Below are 22,953 nucleotides of genomic sequence, written 5' to 3'. Positions count from 1 at the left end.
GAAGTGCTTCTCCCAACGTGCTCAGTTTGTCAGATCGACGCGCTCGGGATGCAGGACCCGGGTCAGTTCGGCGGTGCACATCATGTAGCCGTCGGGGGTCGGGAGTTGGGAGAGGTAGTGGGCGAGGTCGGTGCCGAGGGAGAAGACCCGGACCGGGATGCCGGCGGCGCGGGCGGCTTCGACGACCCGGCGGACGCCGTCGAGGACGGCGGGATGGCGGGTCTGGTAGGAGTCGGCGACGAGGTGGTTGCCGCGATCGGCGGCCAGGTAGAACTGGACCAGGTCCTTGACCCCGACGAAGAGCTCGCTGGCGCCGGCGGCGCAGATCTGCGGGGTGGCGTGGACCGCGGCCGGGGTCTCGATGAACGCGGAGAGCGAGACGGTGGCGGGGAGTTCGAGGTGGGCCCGTAACTGGGCGTACTCGTCCGCGTCGTTGAGGAACGGGACGGAGAGGTGGACGCGCGCCGCCTCGTCGCCGAGCCGGGTGCGCAGGGTGTCGAGCACCGTGTGCAGGGCGTCCCGGTAGGCGGTCGAGCCGAGCAGCCACCGGGCGCCGTGCAGGCCCAGCTCGGGGTTGGGTTCGACGGCGACGGCGGACTGTTCGGTGACGCTGGCGGCGTGGTCGGAGCGCAGGTCGAGCAGGCGCAGGATGAGGCGCTGGTCGGGGAGGAGCTCGTCGACGAAGGCGACGAGGCGCTCGGCGATGGCCCGCCCGTAGCGGGTGATCTCTTCGGGTCCTCCGTCGAGGGCGTCGAGCGGGCTGAGCCCGGCGGCCAGGCAGAGGAACTCCTCGCGGATGAAGAAGGAGTCGACGCGCTTCGCGTTCGGCCCGCAGGAGTTGACGGTCCGGATGTCCTGGAAGTCGGCGATGACCGCGCAGGCGGCGCCCAGCTGCTCCGCGGTGGGGGCGGCCGGACCCGGCGCGGGGGCGGACCCCGCGGCCGGGTCGGGTTCGAGCAGGATCGCCCCGTTCTCCAGGTCGAGGGTGACCTCGCCGACCAGGGCGGCGAGGTCGGCCTCGTCGACCCTGAGCACCGGAATGCCGCGGCCGCGGCAGAGCGACTGCATGTGGCCGGTCTGGCCGCCTCCGCCGCAGACCACGGCGTCGGCCGCGACGATGGCGTCGTACAGGCCCGCCTCCAGATGGGGGGCGATCAGGATGGATCCCGCCTGCGGGTGCCCGGTGCGGTTGCAGGTGCCGCGCAGGGTCGCTCGGGTGCCACCGGTGAGCATGAAGCCCTGGATCCGTCGCCCGTTCAATTAGTCCTCCATGGACTCGTAGGTGTCCGCGCTGTCCGGGATCCCCAGGTGAAGCCGAAGTTGGCGTGGCGTCACGGAGACGTCGGTGAGTCTCCGGACGGCCGACCGGCCGACCGCCGTCCGCAGTCGGCGGCGGTGTCCGGGGTCGTCCGGGGCGGTGGAGGAGCCGATCAGGGCGTCCAGGCGGGCGTCGATCCGCTCCCGTTGGGCACGGGTGCCGGTCGCCATCCTCCTCACCTCCAGGTTCACAGCCTGCTCGAACACGGGGTCGGCTGCTTCCTCGAACGTGCCGTCGGAGGTACCGGATCCGGCCAAGTCGCGCGCCCGTCCGGATTCCGGGGCGACGGGCCGGCCGGAGCCGGCGGCGGCGCCGGCCCCCGGACCGGCCGCGGGGACGGGCTCGGAGAAGGACTCGGAGACGGGCTCGGACAGCTCCAGTTGTTCGATGACGTGGGCCGCGACCGCGATGGAGTGGTTCTTGATGGCGGCGAGGTTGAAGGCGAAGGCACCGGTGCGGCCGTTGCGCACGATCTCGTCGCCCTCGCGCAGCGGGCCGACGGCGGTGAGCGGACCGCTGGGCGCCCCGGAGGGATCGAGCAGGACGCCGCGGTGGTCGACGTCGAGACCTCGGCCGGTGCGCTCGTGCGCGGTGGCCAGACCGCGCCGCAGCAGGTTGCGCCACAGCGGCTCCCCGACCCGCAGGTAGTCGCTCTCCCGGCCGAAGTTGGAGACCACCAGGTCCGCCTGGACGGCCAGCTTCCCGTCCGCGGTGGCGACGGCGACCTCCAGCCGGCCGGACTCGGCGGGGGTGACCGACTGGACGGCCCCGACCAGCAGCCGGAGCGGGCCGGATTCCATCGCCCGCTCGATGACCTCGATGGTGTACCGCACCGCGCCGACCCGCAGGGCGGCGACCGCGGTGCCGAACTCGTCCAGCAGGGAGCGCAGCTCGTCCGACGGGATCCGTTCGATGGCGGTGGGCAGGTGCGGCTCCCAGGCCTTGGCGACCCGTTCGGCGACCACCTCGGGGGCGACGTCCGGATACTCGCGGGCCACGGTCGCGCAGGCCGCCTTCCACTCCGCCCGGACCCGGCCGAGGAACTCCTCGCGGTTGCGGTAGGGCTCCAGCAGCGTGCTGGGACAGGAGAGTCGCAGCACACCGTGCTCGTGGGTGCCCGGATAGGTGCGGAACATCGTCCCGGTGCGGGAGACCAGCCGGATGCTTCCGGTGTGGCCGCGGCGCAGCAGCAGGCCCGCCGAGTCGTAGGCGCTGAGCACCGAGCCGACGACGACCACGTCGGCCCCGGGCGGCAGCGCCTCCAGCTTGCGCACGCCCTCGGCCGAATAGGGGTGGCGGACGAACCCCGGGTGCTCCAGCACCTCGGTGGCGAAGGGCAGGTCCTTCAGCTCCAGGCCGGTGGCGAGAACCACGTGCGCGGCGGCCATCACGTGCTCCGCGCCGTCGCCCCGCCGGACCGTCAGGTCGGCCCCGGTGGGGGTGAGGGCGAGGTCGACGGCGTCACCCTCGGCCTCGGTGAGCACGACGCCCGGGTAGGCCTCCCGGGCGGCCTCGGCGAGCCGCTGCTCCAGGTAGTCCTGGAAGATCCGCCGGGGCGCCGGCCCCGGCTCGGTGAACTCGTGGTCGGCCCACTGCGCGGGCCAGTCACCGCGATCGGCCTCCCGGTTGGCCCAGTGCACGAAGTCGAGGACGTCCTCCCTGAACACCGACATCCGCCCGGCCTGGATGTTGAAGACATGGTCCCAGGGGTTGCCGTCCCGGTGGTAGGCGACCCCGGCGGCGCGGTAGTCGGCGCGCCGCTCCAGCAGGACGATCTCGACCGGGCGGCGGGCGAAGCGGAGCATTCTGATGGTGGTGGCGGTGCCGGCCAGGCCCGCTCCCACCACGACGATCCTGGGGCTGGTCCCTGCGCGAGTCATGCTGGAGCCTCTCGGTCACGGAGTCGGAACGCGGGGCCCGACGCCGTCCACCGCGCCGGGCCGAGCTACTGGGCTGGATGGGGCGGAAGTGACGCGTGATGGAAGTTGATGCGACGTCAACGTCATTATCCATAACGCCCGTTCCGCTCGTAACCCGCAGGACGCGCGGCCGGCCGGGGAGGGGGCGGCACGAACCCCCGCAATCAGAGCATTCACGAAGAAGACCGCCTCCCGCGCCGGGGCTAGGCTTCCCGGCGGAGCGCTCGAACCGGCCCGGGATTCAGGCCGGGGCCGCCGCTCGCCCTCCATCTGCGCAGCAAGGGCCACGACACAGACCTTGGGAGCGAACACAGCATGATCTACGAGCTGCGCGAATACACCGCGGTCCCCGGCCGCATGCCCGCCCTGATCCGCAGGTTCAACGAGCATGCGCTGAAGGGGCTGGCCAGGCACGGGATGGAGGTCGTCTTCATCTCGCTGACCGAGTTCGGCACGAACACCATGAACGAGATCGTCTACGTCCTGAGATTCGATTCCTACGATGAACTCGAGCGCAAGTGGAACGCCCTGCTCGCCGATCCGGAGTGGATCGAGGCCAAGCGGCTCAGCGAGGTGGACGGCCCCCTCGTCGCCTCGCTGGGGCGCCGGATCCTCACCGGCAATCCGTTCGCCCAGGGCCGACCGTGATCATCCTCGCCGATACCACCGCGCGCGAACTCAAGGAGAGCCGCATGACCGAACTGAAGGTACTCAACGGAAGCGTCGGTCAGAGCGCCATATTCATCGCCTGCTCCCGGCGCATGGAAGGCCGCCGCCCCGATGCGCTGTTCCAGGACCCGTTCGCCGAGGCGATCCTGGAGATCCTGGCCGACGATCCCACCCTCGCCAGGATCGCCGCGGCGATCGGCCAGAGCATGGACAGCGACGAGAAGTTCACCACCGACTACTTCGCCGTCCGCACCCGGTTCCTGGACGACGGCATCCGGGCCGCGCTGCGCGGCGGGGTCCGGCAGGTCGTCTCCCTCGGCGCCGGGTTCGACGGTCGCACGCTGCGGCTGGACTGCCCGGAGGGCACCGACTGGTACGAGGTCGACCTGCCCGAGGTGGTCGAGCCGAAGTCGGCGCTGGTCGCGCGGTCCGGCCTCGCGCCGACGTGCGCGCGCCGCGACGTCGTCGCGGACCTGTCCGACGACTGGGTGCCCGCGCTCCTGACCGCGGGCTTCGACCCGGGCAGGCCCACGGTCTGGCTCCTTGAGGGTCTGGTGTTCTACCTGGCCGAGAGCGCCGTGGAGAGGCTCGTGACGGCACTGACCGCCCTGTCCGCGCCGGGAAGCGCGCTCCTGCTGGAGCATCTGGCGGTCAGGATGCTCGGCGAGGCGGGCCGGGAGCTGCGCGCGCTGAACAGGACCTACGGCATCGAGTGGCTGTCGGCCCACGACGAACTCGCCCCCTGGCTGGCCGGCCACGGCTGGGACGCCGAGGTCTTCGCCCACGACGACCGGCGGATCGGGCACGGCCGCACGGTGGCGGAGAACCCGGCGATGTGGCTGGCCACCGGCGTGCTGGCCGCCGCCTCCGGTCCCGCCGCCGCGCCCGCCGCACCCACGACGCCCTGACATCGAGACGTCGAGACGTCGAGACGTCGAGACGTCGAGACGTCGAGACGGCACCGGACCGACCGGCAGCCACCGCGCACACCGCCGCATACACCACGGCGACGACCATGTCCCACGGTTCGTCAGGAAGCCGTCCTCTGCGATAGATCAACTCACACCACGCGCCGTCCTCGAGTACGGTGTCCTCGGTCTGAGCAGAGAAGGAGCCTGGGCGTGACGACGAAGGATGAGGGCTTTGATCGCCTGATCGAGCCGTTCCGGCCGGAGTTGCTGGCGTACTGCTACCGCATGCTCGGCACGGTGCACGACGCCGAGGACCTGGTCCAGGACACGTACCTGAGGGCGTGGCGGGCGCGGGAGCAGTACGACGAGTCCCTCAGCTCGGTGCGCACCTGGCTCTACCGGATCGCGACGAACGCCTGCCTGACCGCCCTGAAGGCGCACGGCCGGCGGCCGCTGCCGTCGGGGCTGGTGGCGGAGTCGGAGCCGCTGGCCCCACTGGTCCTGGGGGACGACGTGCCCTGGCTCCAGCCCTTGCCGGACTCGTTGCTGAGGACGGCCGATCCGGCCGGGGCCGTGATCGACCGCAGCAGCCTGCGCCTGGCGTTCGCCGCGGCCCTGCAGCATCTGTCGGCGCGGCAGCGCGGTGCGCTGATCCTGCGGGACGTGCTCGGCTTCTCCTCCTCCGAGGCGGCGGAGATCCTCGGCAGCACCGTCGTGTCGGTGAACAGCTCCCTGCAGCGGGCACGGACCCGGCTGAAGGAGGTCGGGATCCAGGACGATGGCCTCAGCGAGCCGCCCGAGCTCGAGCAGCGGGCCTGGATCGAGCGCTACATGAAGGCCTTCGAGAACGCCGACGTCGAGAGCCTCAAGCGGCTGCTCACCGAGGACGTGCTCATGGAGATGCCGCCGATGCTCAACTGGTTCTCCGGCCGCCACAACTACGGCCTGTTCATGGAGTGGGTCTTCGACAAGGCCGGAACGGACTGGCGGCTGAGGACCGTCGCCGCCAACGGCCAGCCCGGGTTCGCCGCCTACTGCCGCGCCGGTGACGGCTACCGGCTGCACACGCTCCAGGTCTTCACCGTCACCGCCGCCGGCATCAGCCGGACGTCGGTGTTCCAGACGGCCGAGGTCTTCGCGCCCTTCGGTCTGCCGGCCGCGCTCGACGCGCGGGGGCTGCCCGTCGCGGTGTCCTGAGCCCGGATCCACCGGCCCGGCACCGCCCGGATCCGGGCCCCGGCCCGACCGCCGGAAGAGTCACCGATCTTTTTTCCGCGGGCGCGATGAGTTCCGGCCCCGCCGTCGGTATGTATTGGCGAGTTCGCCGGATCGTCCGGGCGAACCGATCGCAAGGGAGAATCGAATGTCGGACAAGCGTGCGGAAGACGTCGCCGCCATCGAGGCCGTTCTCGCCGACTCGTACAAGGCGTGGGAGGCCGGCGACGCCGACCGCATGGTCGCCAACTACACGGAGGACGCGACCGCCATCATGACCGGCTCGTTCCGCGACAGCCGTGACGTGATCCGCGAGAACATGGCCTTCGCGTTCGCGGGGCCGCTCAAGGGCAGCTCGACCTCCAACAAGCAGATCAGCCTGCGCTTCCTGGGACAGGACGCCGCGATCCTCGTCAGCGAGTCCGCGATCCTGTTCGGCGGCCAGACCGAGGCTCCGGAGGAGGGCAAGGTGACGGCGACCTGGGTGCTGGAGAAGCGGGACGGCCAGTGGCTGATCGCCGCCTACCACAACAGCCCGAAGCTGGCGCCCGCGCAGTAGGCCCTCCCACCGACCGGCGGTCCCCCGTGTAGCGGCGTGGGGCTCCGGCATCGCCACCCGCGATGCCGGAGCCCCACGAGGTCCGGGTCGGTCACAGGGCCCGTAGCTCGCGCCGGTAGTGGAGGGCCGCCGGCGGGTGCTCCCACACTCCCGGGGCGCCTTCGACCACGACGGGGATCGCCTGGATCATCGGGGCGGCGATGGCGTAGAAGCCGGGGGCGGTGGGGTCGTCGGCGTAGTGGAGCCTGTTGTCGCGCGTCGAGGCGCTGGCCACCACCGTCGTGCGCAGGGACGGGCGTCCCTCGATCTCGATGTACCAGCACGTGTCCGCGGTGACCTCGGCGGGCTTGAGGTCGTCGCCGCAGTAGAAGATGCCCTCCGAACGGTAGAACTCCTTGCCGCCGCTGATCCCCGACATCCGGATCACCCGGCCGCCGAGCGTTCCCGCGCGGATGGACGGCCCGTTGGACCGCTCGATGTCCGCGGGGGCGACCAGCTTCAGGCTGCTCGTCTCCACGGAGTCCAGGACCACTCCCATGTGCCGGGCGACGTTGCGGATGGACACCGAGTGGTAGCGCTCCAGCCCGGTCATCAGGAACTCCTCGCCCAGGGCCGCCTGGTCGAGGGGCTTGCCGAAGCCGAACTGGTCGAACAGGCCGCTGCCCACGGAGTCGGAGCGCCAGATCTCCTTCATCGTGATGTGCTCCACGTCGCTGCACAGCCCGGACAGCGTCGTGACCAGCCGTTCGCCGATGAAGTCGCCGTTCACTCCGGTGGCGTAGAGCGTCGCCCCGCCGGCCCCGGCCAGCCGCTCGAAGCGTTCCAGCGCGCCGTCGTCCCGGTAGCGCAGGCCCTCGTAGGCGAGGGAGGTGACGACGTTGATCCCGGCCTGCAGGAGCGACAGGATGTCGTCGTCGGTCCGCTTCCAGTCGACGGGGTCCAGCGGTGCGTACAGCACCACGTCGGGACGCGCGTCGATGAGCGCCGCCGGGTCCGCGGCGACCTCCACCCCCAGCGGGCCCATCCCGAGCACCTCGCCCACGTCGAGGCCCTGCTTCTCCACCCGGTACCCCAGGGCGCCGACGAGTTCGAGGGAATCGAGCCTGACGATCTCCCTGATCGCGGCTCCTCCCACCTGACCTGTCCCCCACACCGCTACCCGATACGGTTCACGCACGTTTTCCTCCACCCACGAGTGGTCCGATGACAGCCGGAACAGTGCGACTGTTGCACCGAACCGGCCGGCCGGAGTTCTCCGGGCTTGCCCTGTCGGCACCGGCTCGACTCCCGTGAACGACAGGGCAACCACGAAGATGGGTCCCGCGTCGCGCCGCCCTACGGTCGAAACCGCCAGGTTTTCCCCACCTTCACACTCAGGAGCAGCACGTGACGACTCTCGGGGCACCGCAGCATGACGAGCTCGTCGGCCGGGCGACGGAACTGGTCCCGCTGATCCGCAAGCACGCCGCCTGGCAGGAGGAGCACCGCGTCCTGCACGACGACGTGCTCCGGGCGGTGATCGACGCCGGCCTGCTCAGGATGCGGGTCCCGCACCGCTACGGCGGCTACGAATCGGACGCCCGCACCGTGTGCGCCGTGATCTCCGAACTCTCGCGCGGCGACGGCTCCCTCGGCTGGACCTCGGCCACGATGGCCATCGGCACCTGGCAGACCGGGCTGTTCCCGGACGAGGTGCAGGACGAGGTCTTCGCCGACCCGGACGTCCGGCTCGGCGGCAGCATCAGTCCGGGCGGCATCGCCGTCCCGACCGAGGGCGGCGTGATCCTCAACGGCCGGTGGCCGTTCTGCACCGGTGTCACGCAGAGCCAGTGGTTCGTCCACTCCGCCCTGCTGGCCGACGAGAACGGCGACCGCATCCCGGTCATCGTCCTCGTCCCGGTGTCCGACCTGGAGATCGTCGACGACTGGTTCACCTCGGGCCTGCGCGGCACGGGCAGCGTGACGACCATCGTGAAGGACCTGTTCGTCCCCGAGGCGCGCGTCCTGCCGATGACCCCGGTGATCCGCGAGGGCCGGCACCGCTCACTGAAGAACGCCGACTCCCCCGTGTGGAAGTCCCTGTTCTCCCCGATCGCCTCCGCCGGCGTCAGCGCGGTCCCGCTGGGCATGGTCCAGGCCGCGCGCGAGGTCTTCTTCGAGCGGCTGCCCACCCGGAAGATCACCTACACCGACTACAAGCGCCAGATCGACGCCCCGCTCACCCACCTCCAGGTGGCGGAGGCGGCCGTGAAGATCGACGAGGCCGAGTTCCACGTGCGCCGCGCGGCCGAGCGCCTGGACGGCAAGGCCGCGACCGGCGCGGACTGGACCCTGACGGAGCGGGGCCTGGCCCGCATGGACATGGGCGCCACGTGCATGCGCGCCAAGGAGGCGATGGACATCCTCAGGACCGCCAGCGGCGGCTCCTCCGTCTACTCCGACGTCCCGATCCAGCGCATCGACCGGGACCTCCAGACCATCTGCCTGCACGGAGTCCTGCACCCGAACACCAACCTCGAACTCTACGGCCGCATCCTGTGCGGGCTGGAGCCCAACTCGCACCTGATCTAGGGCCTGGTCCCCTCGCCGTGACCCCGGACGTACGAAAGGTTCGCCCATGACGAGCGAGCGCCGCTCCCTGACCTTCTTCGAGTCCTTGTTCTACTCCCGGCGCGTCGGTCCCGTCGTGGCGAGCGTCCGCCTGGAGGGCCCGGTGGACGCCTCGGTCATGGACCGGGCCGCACGGCTGCTGCAGCGCGACCATCCACTGCTGCGCTGTTCCCTGCTCCGGACCGATGACGACGTCGCCCTGGTGCTGTCCGACGAGGCGCCGGGGCTGGCCGTCGCAGCGCCGGACGCCAACTCCCTCGCGGACGAGCTGAACGTCCCCCTCCCCGGGAACCGTCCGCTCAGCCGGATCTCGCTGTCCCGGACCGCCGATTCGGCGGTGCTCAGCCTCGCCGGCGACCACGCCGGCACCGACGGCCGGCTGAACACGCTCCTGTTGCGCCGGCTGCTCGGCTACTACACCGATCTGTCGCGCGGCGTGGAACCCGCGCCGAGCGGTAGGTCCGCGTTCGAGGGGTCGCTGGAGGAGGCCCTGCTCGCGGCGTACGAACCGGGCCCGGTGCGGCTTCCGGCCGAGACCGCTCCGCCGCTGACGCTGGCCGGCGAACCCGGCGAACCGGGTGAACCGGGCCCGCAGGGCGTGCACGGCCTCGGCTACGACCGGGACACGACCGCGGCGCTGGTCGCCGCTGCCCGCAAGGGCGGGATCTCCCTCACCAGCCTGCTGGCCGGGGCCCTGGCCTGCGCGGTGCGCGCCCGGTTCCCCGGCGCCGGGCGGATGCCGGTCTCGGCGGCCTTCGCCGTCGACCTGCGCCCGCGCGTCACTCCCCCGATCCCTCCGGACGCCCCGTTCTGCTGTGTGGCGCGGCTGGTGTCCGCCACCGACGTCGACGCCGGCGAGCGGCCCGTCGAGGTGGGCCGTCGCATCGGCACGAAGCTGAAGGCGCTCCTGGAGCAGGAGGAGATCCAGCACAGGCTGGTGGCCCAGCGGCTGGCCGGCACGCCCACGCCGCTCCCGCCGATGTCCTTCATGGTGTCGAACATCGGCGTCATCGAGGACCATCCCGTGCCCGACGGCCTGCGGATCACGGACAGCCGCTGGGCCGGCACGTCCCGCGGACCGGTTCCCTCGCTCTACGGATCGACGGCGGACGGCAGGCTCACCCTCGACCTGGTCCACGACACGGCGTTCCACAGCGCCGAGGTGATCGGCGATGTCATCGGGCACTTCGAGGCCTCCCTGATGTCGGCGGCCTCGGACCCCGGCGCCGAAACCACCTGACGGCGTCCTCGCGAACGGAGTTCCTGTGAACAGCGGATTGAAGACCAGGCCCGGCCTGGCGGTCCAGGCCGGGACGGTGCCCCTGGCGGTGCGGATGGCGGTCGAGGCCGAACGGCGCGGGCTGCCGTCGTTCCACACGAGCGAGTTCTACGACCGCTCGGCGGTCGTGACCCTCGCCGCCGTGGCCCGGTCCACCTCCCGGATCCGGATCGGGTCGGCCGTGGCCTGGGCCATGGCCCGCACGCCGGTGACCCTCGCCACCGAGTTCCGTTCGCTCGCGGAACTCGCGCCGGGCCGGGTGCAGCTGGGCCTGGGCACCGGCAACCCCCAGGTGATCGCGGACTGGCACGGCCTCGACGAGCGCCGCCCGGCCGCCCGGCTGCGCGAACTGGTGCCGTTGGTCCGCAGGATCTGGGAGGTCGGAACGACCTCGGTCGACCACGACGGCGCGTTCTACCGCTGCCGCATTCCGGCCGACCCCCTGCTCCAGCCCTGGCCCGAGCCGGCGGACCCGGCGGCCGGCGACAGCCGCCCCCGGATCCTGGTGGCGGGCGGCCGCCTGCCGATGATCCGCACCGCGGGCACGGTCGGTGACGGCCTCCTGGGCCAGCCCATCTTCAGCCCGGCGTTCGTCGAGGAGGTGGTCCGCCCCGCGCTCGCCGACGCCGCGGAGCGGGCCGGGCGCGAGGCGCCGGTGCCGATCACCGGGATGATCACCTGTGCGGTGAGCGAGAACGCCGAGCAGGCGCGGACCCTCGCCGCGGTGCAGATCGGCGTGTTCGCGATCCTGCCCTCGGCGGCGCCGCTGATCTCCTTCCACGGCTTCGAGTCCGAACTCGCCGCGATCCGCGAGGCGTTCTCGCGGCGCGACATTCCGGGCGTGGCGGCCGCCGTCTCCGACCGGATGCTCGACACACTGACCGTCCACGGCACGCCCGCGGAGGCCAGGGAGCGGTTCGCGGCCGTCTTCGACGGCGTCTACGACGAGGCCCTGGTGTTCACCGCCGGCAAGGGCATGCCGGAGGGCGGCTTCGAGGAGAGCCTGCTGGGCGTCTGCGAGGCCTTCGGGGACTGACCGACTGCTCGGCTTCGCCGACTCCGGGGCGGCGGACCTCCCCGGCACCACGGTGGTGCCGGGGAGGTCCGCCGCCTTCGGCCTGCCGGGCGGGCTCGACGCCCGAGGCCCCCGGGATCGACCGCGATCGGCCGCGGGATCGACCGTCCGAGAGGGCACGTTGGGAGGAGTCGGCTCCCGGCGGCCCGCCCGACACTGGTGTCCACTCCCGGATACCCGCCCCGTCAACGGTGGCGCGCGGCTCGGACCGGATCGAAGGAGCGAACCCCATGAACGACCGTCTGAAGCGGCACCGGCTCCCGGAGTCCGCGCCCACCCCCGAGCAGAGCGAGTGGCTCGGCCGGGTCGACCGGGTCGCCCCGGTGGTCGAGGCGCACCGGGACGCGGCGGAGCGCGACCGGCAGATGCCGCGCGAGGTCTACGCGGCCCTGCGCGACGCCGGCTTCACCCGCATGTGGGTCTCCCACGCGTTCGGGGGCGAGCAGGTCTCGCTGACGGCCGGCATGTACGCACTGGAGGCGCTGGCCAGGCTCGACGCCTCGGTGTCCTGGCAGATCGGCGTCCAGGGCGCCATCGGCCGGCTGTCCGACTACCTGCCGGAGGAGACCTCCCGGGAGCTGTTCCGGGACTGCGAGGGCTTCGCGGTCGGCGGGGTCAAGCCGTCCGGCCTGGCCGAGCCGGTGGACGGCGGCTGGCTGCTGCGCGGCGAGTGGGCGATGGGTTCCGGCTCGGCGCACGCCGACTGGCTGGTCTGCACGGCGCTGGTCTGCGAGGACTGGCAGCCCGTGCAGACTCCGGCCGGCCCGGACATCGTGATGCTGTTCGTGCCCGCCTCCGAGGTCCGGATCGAGGACACCTGGTACACCGTCGGCCTGCGCGGCACCGGCAGCAACCACTTCCGGGTCGAGGAGCGGTTCGTCGCCGACGCGTACGCCGTCCGCAAGGGCCGCATGGCGCAGGCGCCGCCGGAGCGGGACTCCCGGGCCTACCCCGTCGGGTACTTCGACTTCGGGCCGTTCTCCACCGCGCCGGTCGCGCTCGGAGTGGCGCAGGACGCGCTGGACGCCTTCTGGACCACCGCGCACGCCAAGACCCCGGCCAGCGGCACCCAGCGGCTGGCCGCCAACCACGTCGTCCAGGAGCGGTTCGGGCGCGCCGAGGCGGCGCTGTACTCGGCGCGGCTGCTGCTGTTCGAGGCGGCCCGGCAGGTCGAGGAGTCCGGTACGGCCGGCGCCGACCTCAGCGCGCTGGTGCGGCTGGCCTCGGCCACGGTCGGCGAGGCCGCGACGGCCGCGGTGGACACCGTGTTCACGCTGGCCGGGACGTCCTCGATGTACGCCTCCAGCCGGCTGGAGCGGGCCTTCCGCGACATCAACGCGGTGACCAAGCACATCGCGCTCTCCTACTCGCACTTCGAGACGGTCGGCGCCTACCTGCTCAGCGAGGAACCACTGGTGATGCGCCGCTAGAGCGCAGGCCCGTCCCCCGACCCCGGCCGCCCGGCGGCCGGGGTCGCGGCCTTCCGCGCGGTCGGCCCCCGGTAGCGCGAAGAGCCGTACCGGGCCGCCTGGGCGGTCCGGTACGGCTCGCGGCGGGGCGCGGCGTCAGGCCTTGCGCGCCAGCCCGCACCACATCGGCATCGGCCGCGGGCCGGACTCGCCGGGATCCGGCCGCCAGTCGGGCAGTTCGGCCACGCCGGGCTCGACCGGCTCCAGGCCGGCGAAGTACAGGTCCGCGGCCTCCTGCCTGGTCCGGCGCACCACCGACTCGCCCCACTGCTGGTTGAGCAGCTCGAAGGCCTCGTCCATCGCGGCGTCCTCGCCGACCCGGGCGAACTGGGAGAACGCGACGTGGCTGCCCGCGGGGACGGCGTCCACGATGCGCTTCATCAGCTCGGCGGGGCCCTGGTCGTCGGGGAAGAAGTGCAGGATGCCGAAGAGGATCACGCCGATCGGCTGGTCGAAGTCCAGCACGGTCCGCGCCTCGTCGAGGATCCGGTCGACGTCCTTCATGTCGGCGTGCAGGTAGCGGACCTCGTCCTCGGGCAGGTCGGCCAGCAGGTGGCGGGCGTGCGCCACCACCACCGGGTCCTTGTCCACGTACACGGTGCGGGCGTCCGGGATGATGCCCCGCGCCACCTCGTGGGTGTTCTCCCTCGTGGGCAGGCCGGTGCCGATGTCGAGGAACTGCCGGATGCCCGCCTCGGCGGCCAGGTGGCGGACGATCCGGACCAGCGCGCCGCGCGCCGCCCGGATGTCCACCGCGACGTCGCCGCCCGGCCAGGAGGCGAACGCGTACTCGGCCGCGGCCCGGTCGGCCGCGAAGTTCGCGGTGCCGCCGAGCATCAGGTCGAACACCCGGGAGACGTGCGGGACCTCGGGGTCGACGCCCGGGATGTTCCCGGCGGCCGCGTTTTCCACTGTCATCGACGTTCCTTTCCGAAATGCCGCGCCGGAGCGGCGCGGACGTTTTTCCCGGTGACGAGAGAATCGTCCCAGCCGGGGCCGCGCCGGGAATACTCCGAGAATGCCCGGCGCCTTTTCCGACGGAATGTCAGACGGCCTGGAGCGCCTCGGCGACCCGCTCGCCGATCAGCACGGTGGTCAGCGCGGTGTTGGCGCACACCATCGACGGCATGACCGAGGCGTCGGCCACGTGCAGGCCGGCCACGCCGCGGACGGCGCCGAACTGGTCCACCACCGCGCCCGGGTCGTCGGCCGGGCCCATCCGCAGGGTGCCGGCCGGGTTGAAGGCGGTGTCGACGGTGGTCTCGACGTACTCCCGGAGCAGTTCGTCGTCCTCGACGGTCTTCTCGTCCAGCCCGACCACCCGCTCGGCGTGCGCGCCGATCCCGGCCGAGTTCGCCAGCTGCCAGCAGGTGCGCACCGCCTCGGCGAACAGGCCGTGATCGCGAGGGTCGGTGAGGTAACCGAGGTCGATCCGCGGCGCGGTGCGCGGGTCGGCGGAGGCGAGGGTGATCCGGCCCCGGGAGTACGCGCGGCGGACCACCGCCATGATGCCGAACACCCCGTCGGCGCCGGCGGCGGCGCGCAGCCGGGGGAAGTGGTGGGCCAGGTTGAAGTGGTTGACCATCGCGTAGTACATGTCGTTGAAGCGCTCCGTGCCGCCGGCCGGGGCCGGGGCGGTGGTGCGCAGCACGATCTGGCCGGTGGAGGCGCTCTCGTCCGCCGCGCCGGGCCTGGGGGTCAGGAAGACCCCGATCCGCGGCTGGTCGACCAGGCCCTCCCCGACGCCCGGCAGGTCCGCCCGCAGGGGGATGCCCAGCTCCGCCAGGTGCCCGGCGGGGCCTGCGCCGGAGCGCAGCAGGATCGCGGGCGAGCCGATCGCCCCTGCCGCGAGCACGGTCCGGCGCGCCGTCAGGACGCGTTCGGCGCCGCCCTCCAGGATCCGCACGCCGCGGGCGACGCCGTCCTCGATCAGCACCCGGTCGACCAGGGCGCCGGGGACGACGGTCAGGTTCGGGCGGCCGGCGGCGGGCCACAGGTAGGCCATGGCGGTGGAGACCCGCTCGCGGGCGTCGCGGCGGTTGGACGGGATCGGGCCCACGCCGGTGGACAGCGGATGGTTGTGGTCGGCGGCGTACGGGTGGCCCGCCTCCAGGCAGCCTTCGAGGAACAGGCTCTGCACGGTGGTGAGTTCCTCGGGGCGCCAGCGCCGGAGGGGGATCGGGCCGCCGGTGCCGTGGTACGGCTCGGTGCCGAAGTCGAGGTCGTCCTCGATCGCGCGCAGCCGGGGCAGCGCCTCGTCCCAGCTCCATGCCGGGTTGCCGAGGGCGGCCCACTCGTCGAGGTCGGCGGGGGTGGCGCGGATCATCACCGTGTTGCCGATGGCGGAGGAGCCGCCGGTGACCTTGCCCTGCGGGAAGGCGGTGCGGCGGTCCGCGGTGAGCTGCGCGGACAGGCCCCAGCCGTGCCGGGCCAGCGACATCGCGTTGCCGTTCAGCAGGTCGCCGGGGGTCTGCTCGCGGGTGGTGTAGTGCGGGCCGGCCTCGACCAGGGCCACCCGCCGGGTGCCGTCCTCGCTGAGCCGGGCCGCGACGACCGCGCCCGCGGTGCCCGCGCCCACCACGATGTCGTCGTAGGAATCTGAGGTGATCATGAAGGCGCTCCCCCGTTGGTGCCGTCGAATTCACCGCACCGTATCCCCGGGGACCTCTCGCGGACTTCTCGCCGATTGCCCGGCGACGGCGCCCGGAATTCGGGCGGGGGAGAATTGACCGCGGGGCGGGAATCGGCGCGGCCGGGAGGCCGGGAAGGGCATTCTCGGAGAAGCGGGGACGGCGGAGCGGGGGCGACGCTCGGCGCGGGAGGTGGACGCCGATGGGGTGACGGTGGCCCGGCGGCGGGACGCGGTGGTGCGGCCGGCGGTCCCGCCGCCGGGCGCCGTGACCGCGCCGTGCCCGGGGCCGCTCACCAGCGCGAGGGCACCCACTGCGCGTGGAACCCGTGCGGCACCCGCACCGGCAGCGGCACGACCGCGACCGGCGGACCGGTGAAGTCGGCGGTGTCCAGGACGAGCAGTTCGCTGCGGTCGGCGGCGGGGTCGTACACCAGGGTCAGCAGCCAGCCGTCGCCCTCCGGGGCCAGCGCGTCGCGCGGCACGAAGACCGCCTCGCCGCCCTCCCGGCCGCCGGCGAAGGCGTGCCGGTCGGTGCGGCCGGTCGCGAGGTCGTGCCGCAGCAGTGCGGGGCCGCACAGCGCCGCGCCCCGGCCGGGGACGAGTTCGACGGTGAAGGCGTAGCGGTACGGCAGGCCGGTGCGCCGTTCGTCGATGCGCGGGAACTCCTGCACCCGGCCGTCGAGCCGGCGTTCGAGCACGGCGCCCTCGCGGGGGTCGAGGGTCCACCGCCACAGGGTGGGGGCGGACTCGCTGGGGTGCAGCCGGTCGCGGTCGAAGGCCCGCTCGTGGCGGATCACGTCCACGGTGATCCGGCCGTCCGCGTCCTCGAAGGCGTTGACGGGGTGGAAGACGAAGCAGGGCGGCACGTCCAGCCAGAGCGCGGTGGCTCCCGGCCGGTCGCGGGGGACGATGCCGACCCGGGCGTCGCGGTCGGGCTGCCAGGTGTGGGGCACGGGCGAGCCGGCCCGGGCCTCGGCGGGGTCGTGGGCGACCGGCAGGTCGAACAGGACCGTGTGGCGCTCGGTGAGGGCGAAGGCGTGCATCCAGGGGCGGCCCTTGACCGGCACGGGCAGTGTGCTGCGGACCCGTCCCCCGGTGTCGACGGTGAGCAGGACGGCCCGGTCCCCGGCCGGGTCGACGGCGACGGCGTGGAGCTCGCCGGTCACCGGGTCGGTGAGCGGGTGGGCGCAGAACCCGCCGGGCAGGGTGCCGTCGAAGTCGGTGCGGGCGAGGGTGCGCAGTTCGGGGTCGAGGACGAGCGGCAGGGCGCCGCCGTCGGTGACGGCCAGGGTGCGGCCGGCGTGGCGGACCAGGTTGGCGTTGACGTTGCCGTCGAGGACCCCGCGCGGTCCGGGGGTGGGCAGTTCGCCGAGTTCGCGGCTGAGGGCGCCGTCGCGCAGCCAGCGGTTGCGGTACCAGTGGGCGCGGCCGCCGCCGAGGCGCAGTCCGTGCACCATGCCGGCGCCGGCGAAGGCGTGCTGCACGGCGGGGTCGTGCTCGCCGCGGGCGTTGGGGCCGATCCGCAGGAACGTGCCGTCCAGTTGCGGCGGCAGGGCGCCGCGGACGGTCAGCCCGGTGTGCGCGGTCTCGGCGGGCACCGGCCGGTAGCCGGGTCCGAGCAGGTGGGTGGTGCTGTGCGGGTGACTCCTCGTGCTGGGTCCGGTGGTGCCGGGCATGGCCGCCCCCTCAGTCGATATCACTGTTACATAACACCGTCATTGACCAGCGTTGCAGCCGGCTGACATACTGTCAAGGGTGAGTCCACGGCGAGTTGACCCCAACCTCAGTACGCAGCTGATCGAGGCGGCGGCGAAGCTGCTCAGCGAAGAAGGACCGGCCGCGCTGTCCACCCGCAAACTGGCGGCCACCGTCGGCACCTCGACCATGGCGGTGTACACGCACTTCGGCGGCATGGACGACCTGGTGCGGGCGGTGGTCCGCGAGGGCTTCACGCTGCTCAACCGGCGGCTGGAGGCGGTCGAGGAGACCGACGACCCGGTCGCCGACGTGGTCGCGCTCGGCTGGGCGTACCGGGCCAACGCCCGGGAGCACCGGCACCTCTACAACGTGATGTTCGGCGGCTCCAGCCTCAGCGGCTTCTCGCTCACCGACGCCGACCGGCAGCACGGCCGCTACACCCTGGACGCCCTGGTACGGGCGGTCAAGCGGTGCGTCGCCGCCGAGCGCTTCCTGCCCTCCGAGCCGGAACTGGTGGCCCATCAGCTCTGGATCGCCCTGCACGGCCTGGTCACCCTCGACCTCGGCGGCTACCTGGTGGAACCGCTCACCGCGGACGTCTGCTTCGAGGCGCAGGTGTGCGGCATGATCCTCGGCGCCGGCGACGACCCGGCACTCGCCCGGGAGTCGGTCGCCCGGGCGGCGGAACGGCCGGTCTGAGCCCGCACGGCGGCAGCCCGGGCAGCGGCGGCCCTCGACGGAACGGCGGCGGGCCCGGACCCGAGGGCCCGGACCCGCCGCCGCCGGCGCGAGCGGTGCGCGCCAGGACGCGCCTCAGCCGTTCCAGGGCGCCGTCGGCCACCAGATGTACCCGAGCCTGCCGAGCAGCCGGATGTCCCAGTAGATCACCGTGAACGCGCCCGCCACCAGGAACGCGGAGGCGGTCAGCGTCGCCGCCCGGCCCGGCTTGGTGGCCAGCCAGCGCTGCACGCGCGCGCCGAGGGCGAAGGACAGCAGCAGGAACAGCAGCGCCATCACCAGGATGTTGCCGATCGACTGGAGCGCGAACGCCACCGCCCCGTACAGCGGGTTGTGCTCCACCGCCGCGTGCCGGAACAGGTTGCGGAACAGCGGGTACGGGCGGCCGATCAGGAAGCCGCCGACCAGCGCGCCGACCAGCACCAGCGGGGCGTTCGGGAACCGGGCGGCCACCCGCGCCAGCGGGTCGGGCAGCACCCCGGCCGCGGCCAGCCCGATCACCAGCATCACCAGGCCGACCAGCCCGTACACGATCATCGCCTGGAGCATCCGCGGCGAGATCGTGCCGTGCGCGGACGCGGTCGAGAACTGCGGCATGTGGGTGCCGAACAGGCCGACCAGCACCCCGTACGCGGCGGAGACCGGCAGCATGCCGACCGTCAGCCAGCCCAGCGGGCGCAGCGCGTGCACCAGCCGCTGACGCCGGGTCAGGCTCATCTGCCCGACCAGCGGGCCGACCGCGCCGAACACCGCCACGTTGCAGGCCGTGAACGAGCCGGCCAGACCGGAGACGAAGGCGAACAGCACGCCGGCCGAGATGCCGCCCAGCGGCGTGTTCCTGGCGTCGTGACCGAGCAGCTCGTTCGCGGTGGTGAAGCCGATCTTGTCGTCGACCAGCTCCGAGGACCAGGCGTAGGCGAGCAGCAGCCCGCCGAGCAGGCCCAGCAGGACGACCAGGGCGCGGCGCTTCGGAAACAGGCCGTTGACGAACAGCGAAGTGGCGCGCGGGGGCGCCTTCACCGTCCGGCCCGTGATGGTGTCGGTCACGTGGGGTCTCCTCAGCTCACTGACGGGCCGGTCCTGACGAGAGGTCAGAAACCGGTGTGCGCGGGGCGTCACAGAGTGTCGTGGATCGACCCGGCCGGATGACTACTCCCGTGTTGCCCGGCATCGGCACGGTGGGAGTAGCCCCGCGTCGCCGGGGTCCGAAGCATGTAACCGGAGAGCTGCGGCCATCCGGGTACGCGGCGGGCTGGAGGCAGTGATGAGCGGGAGCTGGCGGGCGTTCAGGCGACGTCTGTTGACGCCGAGCCACAACGAGACGAAGTTGTCGACCCGGGGATTCCACGTGAAGGACCCCGAGGCGCGCACCAACCTGGAGACCGTCGGCGGGACCTTCCTCGACGGCTACGCGATCGCCGTCGAGGCCGCCGACCAGGACGAGGCGCACCGGCGGCTGGAACGGATACCGGTGCGCTACCGGGGCTTCGCCTACGAGGGCGCGGCGATGGGCCTGGCCATGCTGGACGGCCTGCCGATGCCCGGCCGGGGCCGGGTGGAGGAGTTCCTGGTGGGCCACGGCGCACCGCACAGCTACATGGTGCACGTCGGGGTCGGCTGGGCGATGGCCCGGCTGCCCCGCTTCCGCTGGTCGGCCATCGCCCCCGCCGACCCGCTGCTGCGCTGGCTCGCCCTGGACGGGTACGGCTTCCACCAGGCGTACTTCCGCACCGCGCGGTACGTGCACGAGCACCACCGGGAGAGCGCCTTCCCCTGGCCCGGCGACGAGACCAGGCGCTACGCCGGGCACGCCGTCGACCAGGGCATCGGCCGGGCCCTGTGGTTCATCGGCGGCACCGACCCCACCGTGGTCGCCGACCTGGTCGACGGCTACCAGGCCGACCGGCACGCCGACCTGTGGGCCGGGGTCGGCCTGGCCGCCTGCTACGCCGCCGGCGCCACCGAGGCCGAGCTGCACCTGCTGCTCGGCCGGGCCGGCCCGTACCGGCCCCAGCTCGCCCAGGGCGCGGCCTTCGCCGCCACCGCCCGGGTGGAGTCCGGTCTGCTCACCGAGCACGCCGAGGCCGCCGCCGGGGTGCTCTGCGGCCTCACCCCGCAGCAGGCCGCCGCGGTGTGCACGCAGGCCCGGCCGCGGCCGGCCGTCGACGGCGCGCTGACGGCCTACGAGGTGTGGCGGCGGGAGATCTCCGAACGGATCGTCAGCGGCGCCCCTGGAGCCAGGGCGTGACCGCCGCCGAACCGGCCCCCGCCGGGTCCGCCCCCGCCGCGGCCCGGCCCCGGCGCGGCGCGTCCCGCCGGCCCCCCGGGCCGTCCCGGGCCGCCACCCCGGTGCTGCTGGCCCGGATGGCCTCCGACCGGCTGGCCGTGATGACCGGGGCGGCGGCCGAGTACGGCGACGCGGTGCGCCTGCCGCTCGGCCCGAAGACCCTGTACTTCTTCAACCACCCCGACCACGTCCGCCGGGTGCTCACCGACAACAGCGCCAACTACCACAAGGGCATCGGCCTGGTGCACGCCCGGCGCGCCCTCGGCGACGGCCTGCTGACCAGCGAGGGCGAGCTGTGGCGCGCCCAGCGCAAGGTGATCCAGCCGGTGTTCCAGGCCCGCCGGATCAACCGGCAGGCCGGGGTGATCGCCGAGGAGGCGGCCCTGCTCGCCGACCGGCTGCTCCGCGCGGCGGGCACCGGCCCGCTGGACATCCGCCAGGAGATGACCTCGCTCACCCTGGGTGTGCTCGGCCGCTCCCTGCTGGACACCGACCTCGGCGCCTACGAGTCCATCGGCGAGGCGTTCGAGATCGTCCAGGACCAGGCCATCTTCGAGATGATGAGCCTGAGTTCGGTGCCCTCCTGGGTGCCGCTGCCGCTCCAGCTCCGGTTCCGCAAGGCCCGCGCCGAGCTGGACCGGATCGTCGCCGCGCTCGCCGACGAGCGGCGCCGCCGCCCCGCCGCCGACGGCACCCGCGACGACGTGCTCTCGCGGCTCGTCGACGCCACCGCCGACGAGCGCGACCCGGTGGCGCGGCGCACGCGGATGCGCGACGAGCTGGTCACCCTGCTGCTGGCCGGCCACGACACCACCGCGAGCACCCTCAGCTGGACCCTGTACCTGCTCGACCGGCACCCGGAGGTCGGCGACAGGGTCCGCGCCGAGGTGGACGAGGTGCTCGGCGACCGGCTGCCGGCCTTCGAGGACATGCACCGGCTCACCTACACCTCGATGGTCCTCCAGGAGGTGATGCGCCTGTACCCGGCGGTCTGGCTGCTGCCCCGCAAGGCGCTCGCCGAGGACGAGATCGGCGGCTTCCGGGTGCCCGCCGGCGCCGACGTCGTGCTGTGCCCCTACACCCTGCACCGGCACCCGGACTTCTGGGACGAGCCCGACCGCTTCGACCCCGAGCGCTTCGCCAAGGGCCGCACGGCGGGCCGCCACCGCTACGCGTACGTGCCCTTCGGCGCCGGCCCGCGGGTCTGCGTGGGCAGCAGCCTGGGGATGCTGGAGGCCACCGTGGTGCTCGCCGTCCTGCTGCGCCGGCTGCGGCTGGAGGTCCGGCCCGGCCACCGGGTGCGGGCCGAGCCGATGCTGACCCTGCGGGTCAAGGGCGGCCTGCCGATGACCGTGCGGCCGCGCGACTGACACACCGCGAGGAGGCCGGCGAGACGCCCGGCCGGGGTTCCCCCCGGCCGGGCGTCCGCGCACGGGCGGTCTGCTGCGGCTTCCGGTTCCCGGCGCGGGAACGCCGAACGCCCGGCCGGGAGGCTCCCGGCCGGGCGTCGGTGCGAGCGGTGCGCCGTCAGCCGGCGAGCCTGGCGAAGGCGCCGCCGTGGTAGAGCAGCGGGTCCCCGCCGTCGGAGCGGCCCGCCCCCAGCACCGTGCCGACGAAGATGGTGTGGTCACCCCCCTCGTGGACGGCGCCGAGCCGGCACTCCAGCCACGCCTGCACGTTGTCCAGGACGGGTGCCCCGGTGTGGCGCCCGCGCGTGTGGCCGATCCCCGCGAACTCCCGCACCCCGCGCGGGCGCCGGTGGTCGGCGAAGTGCCGCGCCACCCACTCCTGGTCGCGGGCGAGCACGGAGACCGCGAACGTCCCCTCGGCCAGCACGGCCGCGTGGACCGCCGCCGACTTGACCACGCAGACCAGCACCTGGGCCGGCTCCAGGGAGACCGACGTGAAGGAGTTGGCCGTCATGCCGCACGGCGTGTCGCGCCCCGCGGTCAGCACGGTCACCCCGGTGGCGAAGCGCCCCAGCACCCCGCGCAGCGCCCGGCCATCACGGATGTCGGCCTCGGGTGCCTGCGCCGGCAGCGGCGGCAGGTCGAGCGAGCCGGGCCGCGGTACGGAGGCGGGCGGGAAGGAGGACATGGTGATCACCCCACGATGGTGTTGCCGGTCAGGGAGGGTGCCGTCGCGGCGACGGCGTAGGGCTCCAGGGCGAGCCGCAGCGGCTCGGGCACCCTGGTGGGGCGGGTGTCGGTGTTGGGACCGCGCATGCAGGCGACCCGCTGCTGCCCGCGCGCGACCAGGTACTCGCCGCCGTCCGGGCCCAGCCGGACGTAGTCGAAGGTGAAGGCGACCTGGGTCTGGGTGAGGTCCGCCAGCCTCATCCGGATGGACAGCTCGTCGAAGGCGGTGATCTCGGCGAAGAACTCGCAGTCCACCTTGAGGGTGAACAGCTTGAGGTCGGCGCGGATGTCGGCGAGCACCTCGGGAGCCTTCTCCAGGAGGAACATCTCCCGGCAACGGCCCTGCCAGCGAAGGTAGTTGACGTAGTAGACGTTGCCGACGAGGTTGGTCTCCTCGAAGCCCACCAGGTGGCGGTACTCGTAGTGGTCCGGCACG

Annotated in this window: 20 protein-coding genes; 11 read left to right on the top strand and 9 right to left on the bottom strand. The window is 73.1% G+C overall.

The features are described 5' to 3' along the window. Nucleotides 1-21: 21 nt before the first annotated feature. Together ABT238_RS22520 and ABT238_RS22515 are read right to left on the bottom strand one after the other, a co-directional pair. A complete protein-coding gene (locus ABT238_RS22520) occupies nt 22-1,260 on the bottom strand; it encodes a putative PEP-binding protein (RefSeq protein ID WP_350567134.1) in 1,239 nt (412 codons plus the stop codon). Continuing rightward, on the bottom strand, nt 1,261-3,198 hold the full coding sequence (locus tag ABT238_RS22515) for an FAD/NAD(P)-binding protein (protein WP_350567131.1): 1,938 nt from the start codon (nt 3,196-3,198) through the stop codon (nt 1,261-1,263). 354 nt (nt 3,199-3,552) lie between these two features. Here ABT238_RS22515 and ABT238_RS22510 point away from each other — a divergent pair, with 354 nt between their 5' ends. The 4 genes from ABT238_RS22510 to ABT238_RS22495 all read left to right on the top strand — a co-directional run bounded on the left by ABT238_RS22510 (nt 3,553) and on the right by ABT238_RS22495 (nt 6,591). Continuing rightward, complete coding sequence (locus ABT238_RS22510; RefSeq protein WP_350567129.1) at nt 3,553-3,885, top strand: NIPSNAP family protein; 333 nt, start codon at nt 3,553-3,555, stop codon at nt 3,883-3,885. A 44-nt stretch (nt 3,886-3,929) separates the two neighbouring features. Next, nucleotides 3,930-4,814 carry an SAM-dependent methyltransferase gene (locus tag ABT238_RS22505; RefSeq protein WP_350567127.1) on the top strand — a complete coding sequence of 295 codons (885 nt, stop codon included), beginning with the start codon at nt 3,930-3,932 and terminating at the stop codon, nt 4,812-4,814. 213 nt (nt 4,815-5,027) lie between these two features. After that, nucleotides 5,028-6,014, top strand: coding sequence for a sigma-70 family RNA polymerase sigma factor (locus ABT238_RS22500; protein WP_350567125.1), 987 nt, complete (start codon nt 5,028-5,030; stop codon nt 6,012-6,014). A gap of 166 nt (nt 6,015-6,180) precedes the next feature. Then, nucleotides 6,181-6,591 carry an SgcJ/EcaC family oxidoreductase gene (locus tag ABT238_RS22495; RefSeq protein WP_350567123.1) on the top strand — a complete coding sequence of 137 codons (411 nt, stop codon included), beginning with the start codon at nt 6,181-6,183 and terminating at the stop codon, nt 6,589-6,591. Between the two features lie 91 nt (nt 6,592-6,682). On the opposite strand, the gene ABT238_RS22490 is transcribed toward ABT238_RS22495, so the two are convergent. Continuing rightward, a complete protein-coding gene (locus tag ABT238_RS22490; RefSeq protein WP_350567170.1) occupies nt 6,683-7,744 on the bottom strand; it encodes a hypothetical protein in 1,062 nt (353 codons plus the stop codon). 233 nt (nt 7,745-7,977) lie between these two features. Between ABT238_RS22490 and ABT238_RS22485 the strand changes: the two genes are divergently transcribed. From ABT238_RS22485 to ABT238_RS22470, 4 genes are all read left to right on the top strand, one after another. After that, nucleotides 7,978-9,162 carry an acyl-CoA dehydrogenase family protein gene (locus ABT238_RS22485; RefSeq protein WP_350567120.1) on the top strand — a complete coding sequence of 395 codons (1,185 nt, stop codon included), beginning with the start codon at nt 7,978-7,980 and terminating at the stop codon, nt 9,160-9,162. A gap of 46 nt (nt 9,163-9,208) precedes the next feature. After that, complete coding sequence (locus ABT238_RS22480) at nt 9,209-10,441, top strand: phthiocerol/phthiodiolone dimycocerosyl transferase family protein (RefSeq protein ID WP_350780534.1); 1,233 nt, start codon at nt 9,209-9,211, stop codon at nt 10,439-10,441. Nucleotides 10,442-10,466: 25 nt separating this feature from the next. Continuing rightward, nucleotides 10,467-11,516, top strand: a complete 1,050-nt coding sequence (locus ABT238_RS22475; RefSeq protein WP_350567115.1) for an LLM class flavin-dependent oxidoreductase — start codon at nt 10,467-10,469, stop codon at nt 11,514-11,516. A 269-nt stretch (nt 11,517-11,785) separates the two neighbouring features. After that, nucleotides 11,786-12,985: an acyl-CoA dehydrogenase family protein gene (locus ABT238_RS22470; RefSeq protein WP_350567113.1), complete on the top strand. Its 1,200-nt coding sequence runs from the start codon at nt 11,786-11,788 to the stop codon at nt 12,983-12,985. 135 nt (nt 12,986-13,120) lie between these two features. Here the strand turns inward: ABT238_RS22470 and ABT238_RS22465 are convergent, their stop codons facing one another. From ABT238_RS22465 to ABT238_RS22455, 3 genes are all read right to left on the bottom strand, one after another. After that, nucleotides 13,121-13,942, bottom strand: coding sequence for an SAM-dependent methyltransferase (locus tag ABT238_RS22465; protein ID WP_350567110.1), 822 nt, complete (start codon nt 13,940-13,942; stop codon nt 13,121-13,123). A 127-nt stretch (nt 13,943-14,069) separates the two neighbouring features. After that, complete coding sequence (locus ABT238_RS22460) at nt 14,070-15,635, bottom strand: GMC family oxidoreductase (protein ID WP_350780440.1); 1,566 nt, start codon at nt 15,633-15,635, stop codon at nt 14,070-14,072. A gap of 311 nt (nt 15,636-15,946) precedes the next feature. Further along, complete coding sequence (locus ABT238_RS22455) at nt 15,947-17,332, bottom strand: carotenoid oxygenase family protein (protein WP_350780417.1); 1,386 nt, start codon at nt 17,330-17,332, stop codon at nt 15,947-15,949. Between the two features lie 79 nt (nt 17,333-17,411). On the opposite strand from ABT238_RS22455, the gene ABT238_RS22450 reads away from it, so the two are divergent. Continuing rightward, nucleotides 17,412-18,053 carry a TetR/AcrR family transcriptional regulator gene (locus ABT238_RS22450; RefSeq protein WP_350567102.1) on the top strand — a complete coding sequence of 214 codons (642 nt, stop codon included), beginning with the start codon at nt 17,412-17,414 and terminating at the stop codon, nt 18,051-18,053. 114 nt (nt 18,054-18,167) lie between these two features. Here ABT238_RS22450 and ABT238_RS22445 read toward each other — a convergent pair whose 3' ends face one another. Next, nucleotides 18,168-19,139, bottom strand: coding sequence for a hypothetical protein (locus ABT238_RS22445; protein ID WP_350567099.1), 972 nt, complete (start codon nt 19,137-19,139; stop codon nt 18,168-18,170). A 217-nt stretch (nt 19,140-19,356) separates the two neighbouring features. Between ABT238_RS22445 and ABT238_RS22440 the strand changes: the two genes are divergently transcribed. Together ABT238_RS22440 and ABT238_RS22435 are read left to right on the top strand one after the other, a co-directional pair. After that, a complete protein-coding gene (locus tag ABT238_RS22440; protein WP_350567097.1) occupies nt 19,357-20,340 on the top strand; it encodes a DUF1702 family protein in 984 nt (327 codons plus the stop codon). A gap of 116 nt (nt 20,341-20,456) precedes the next feature. Continuing rightward, complete coding sequence (locus tag ABT238_RS22435) at nt 20,457-21,749, top strand: cytochrome P450 (protein WP_350567168.1); 1,293 nt, start codon at nt 20,457-20,459, stop codon at nt 21,747-21,749. A gap of 157 nt (nt 21,750-21,906) precedes the next feature. Here the strand turns inward: ABT238_RS22435 and ABT238_RS22430 are convergent, their stop codons facing one another. Further along, nucleotides 21,907-22,476 (bottom strand): flavin reductase family protein, encoded by a 570-nt coding sequence (locus tag ABT238_RS22430; RefSeq protein WP_502884292.1) that lies wholly within the window; start codon nt 22,474-22,476, stop codon nt 21,907-21,909. A gap of 5 nt (nt 22,477-22,481) precedes the next feature. Beyond that, on the bottom strand, nt 22,482-22,952 hold the full coding sequence (locus ABT238_RS22425) for an acyl-CoA thioesterase (protein ID WP_350567166.1): 471 nt from the start codon (nt 22,950-22,952) through the stop codon (nt 22,482-22,484). Between the last annotated feature and the right edge of the window lies 1 nt (nt 22,953).

Source organism: Kitasatospora sp. NPDC001527, from assembly GCF_040298605.1.
Lineage (GTDB): Bacteria > Actinomycetota > Actinomycetes > Streptomycetales > Streptomycetaceae > Kitasatospora.
The sequence above is the reverse complement of the archived record's forward strand: the minus strand, read 5'-3'. Positions and strand labels throughout refer to the sequence as shown.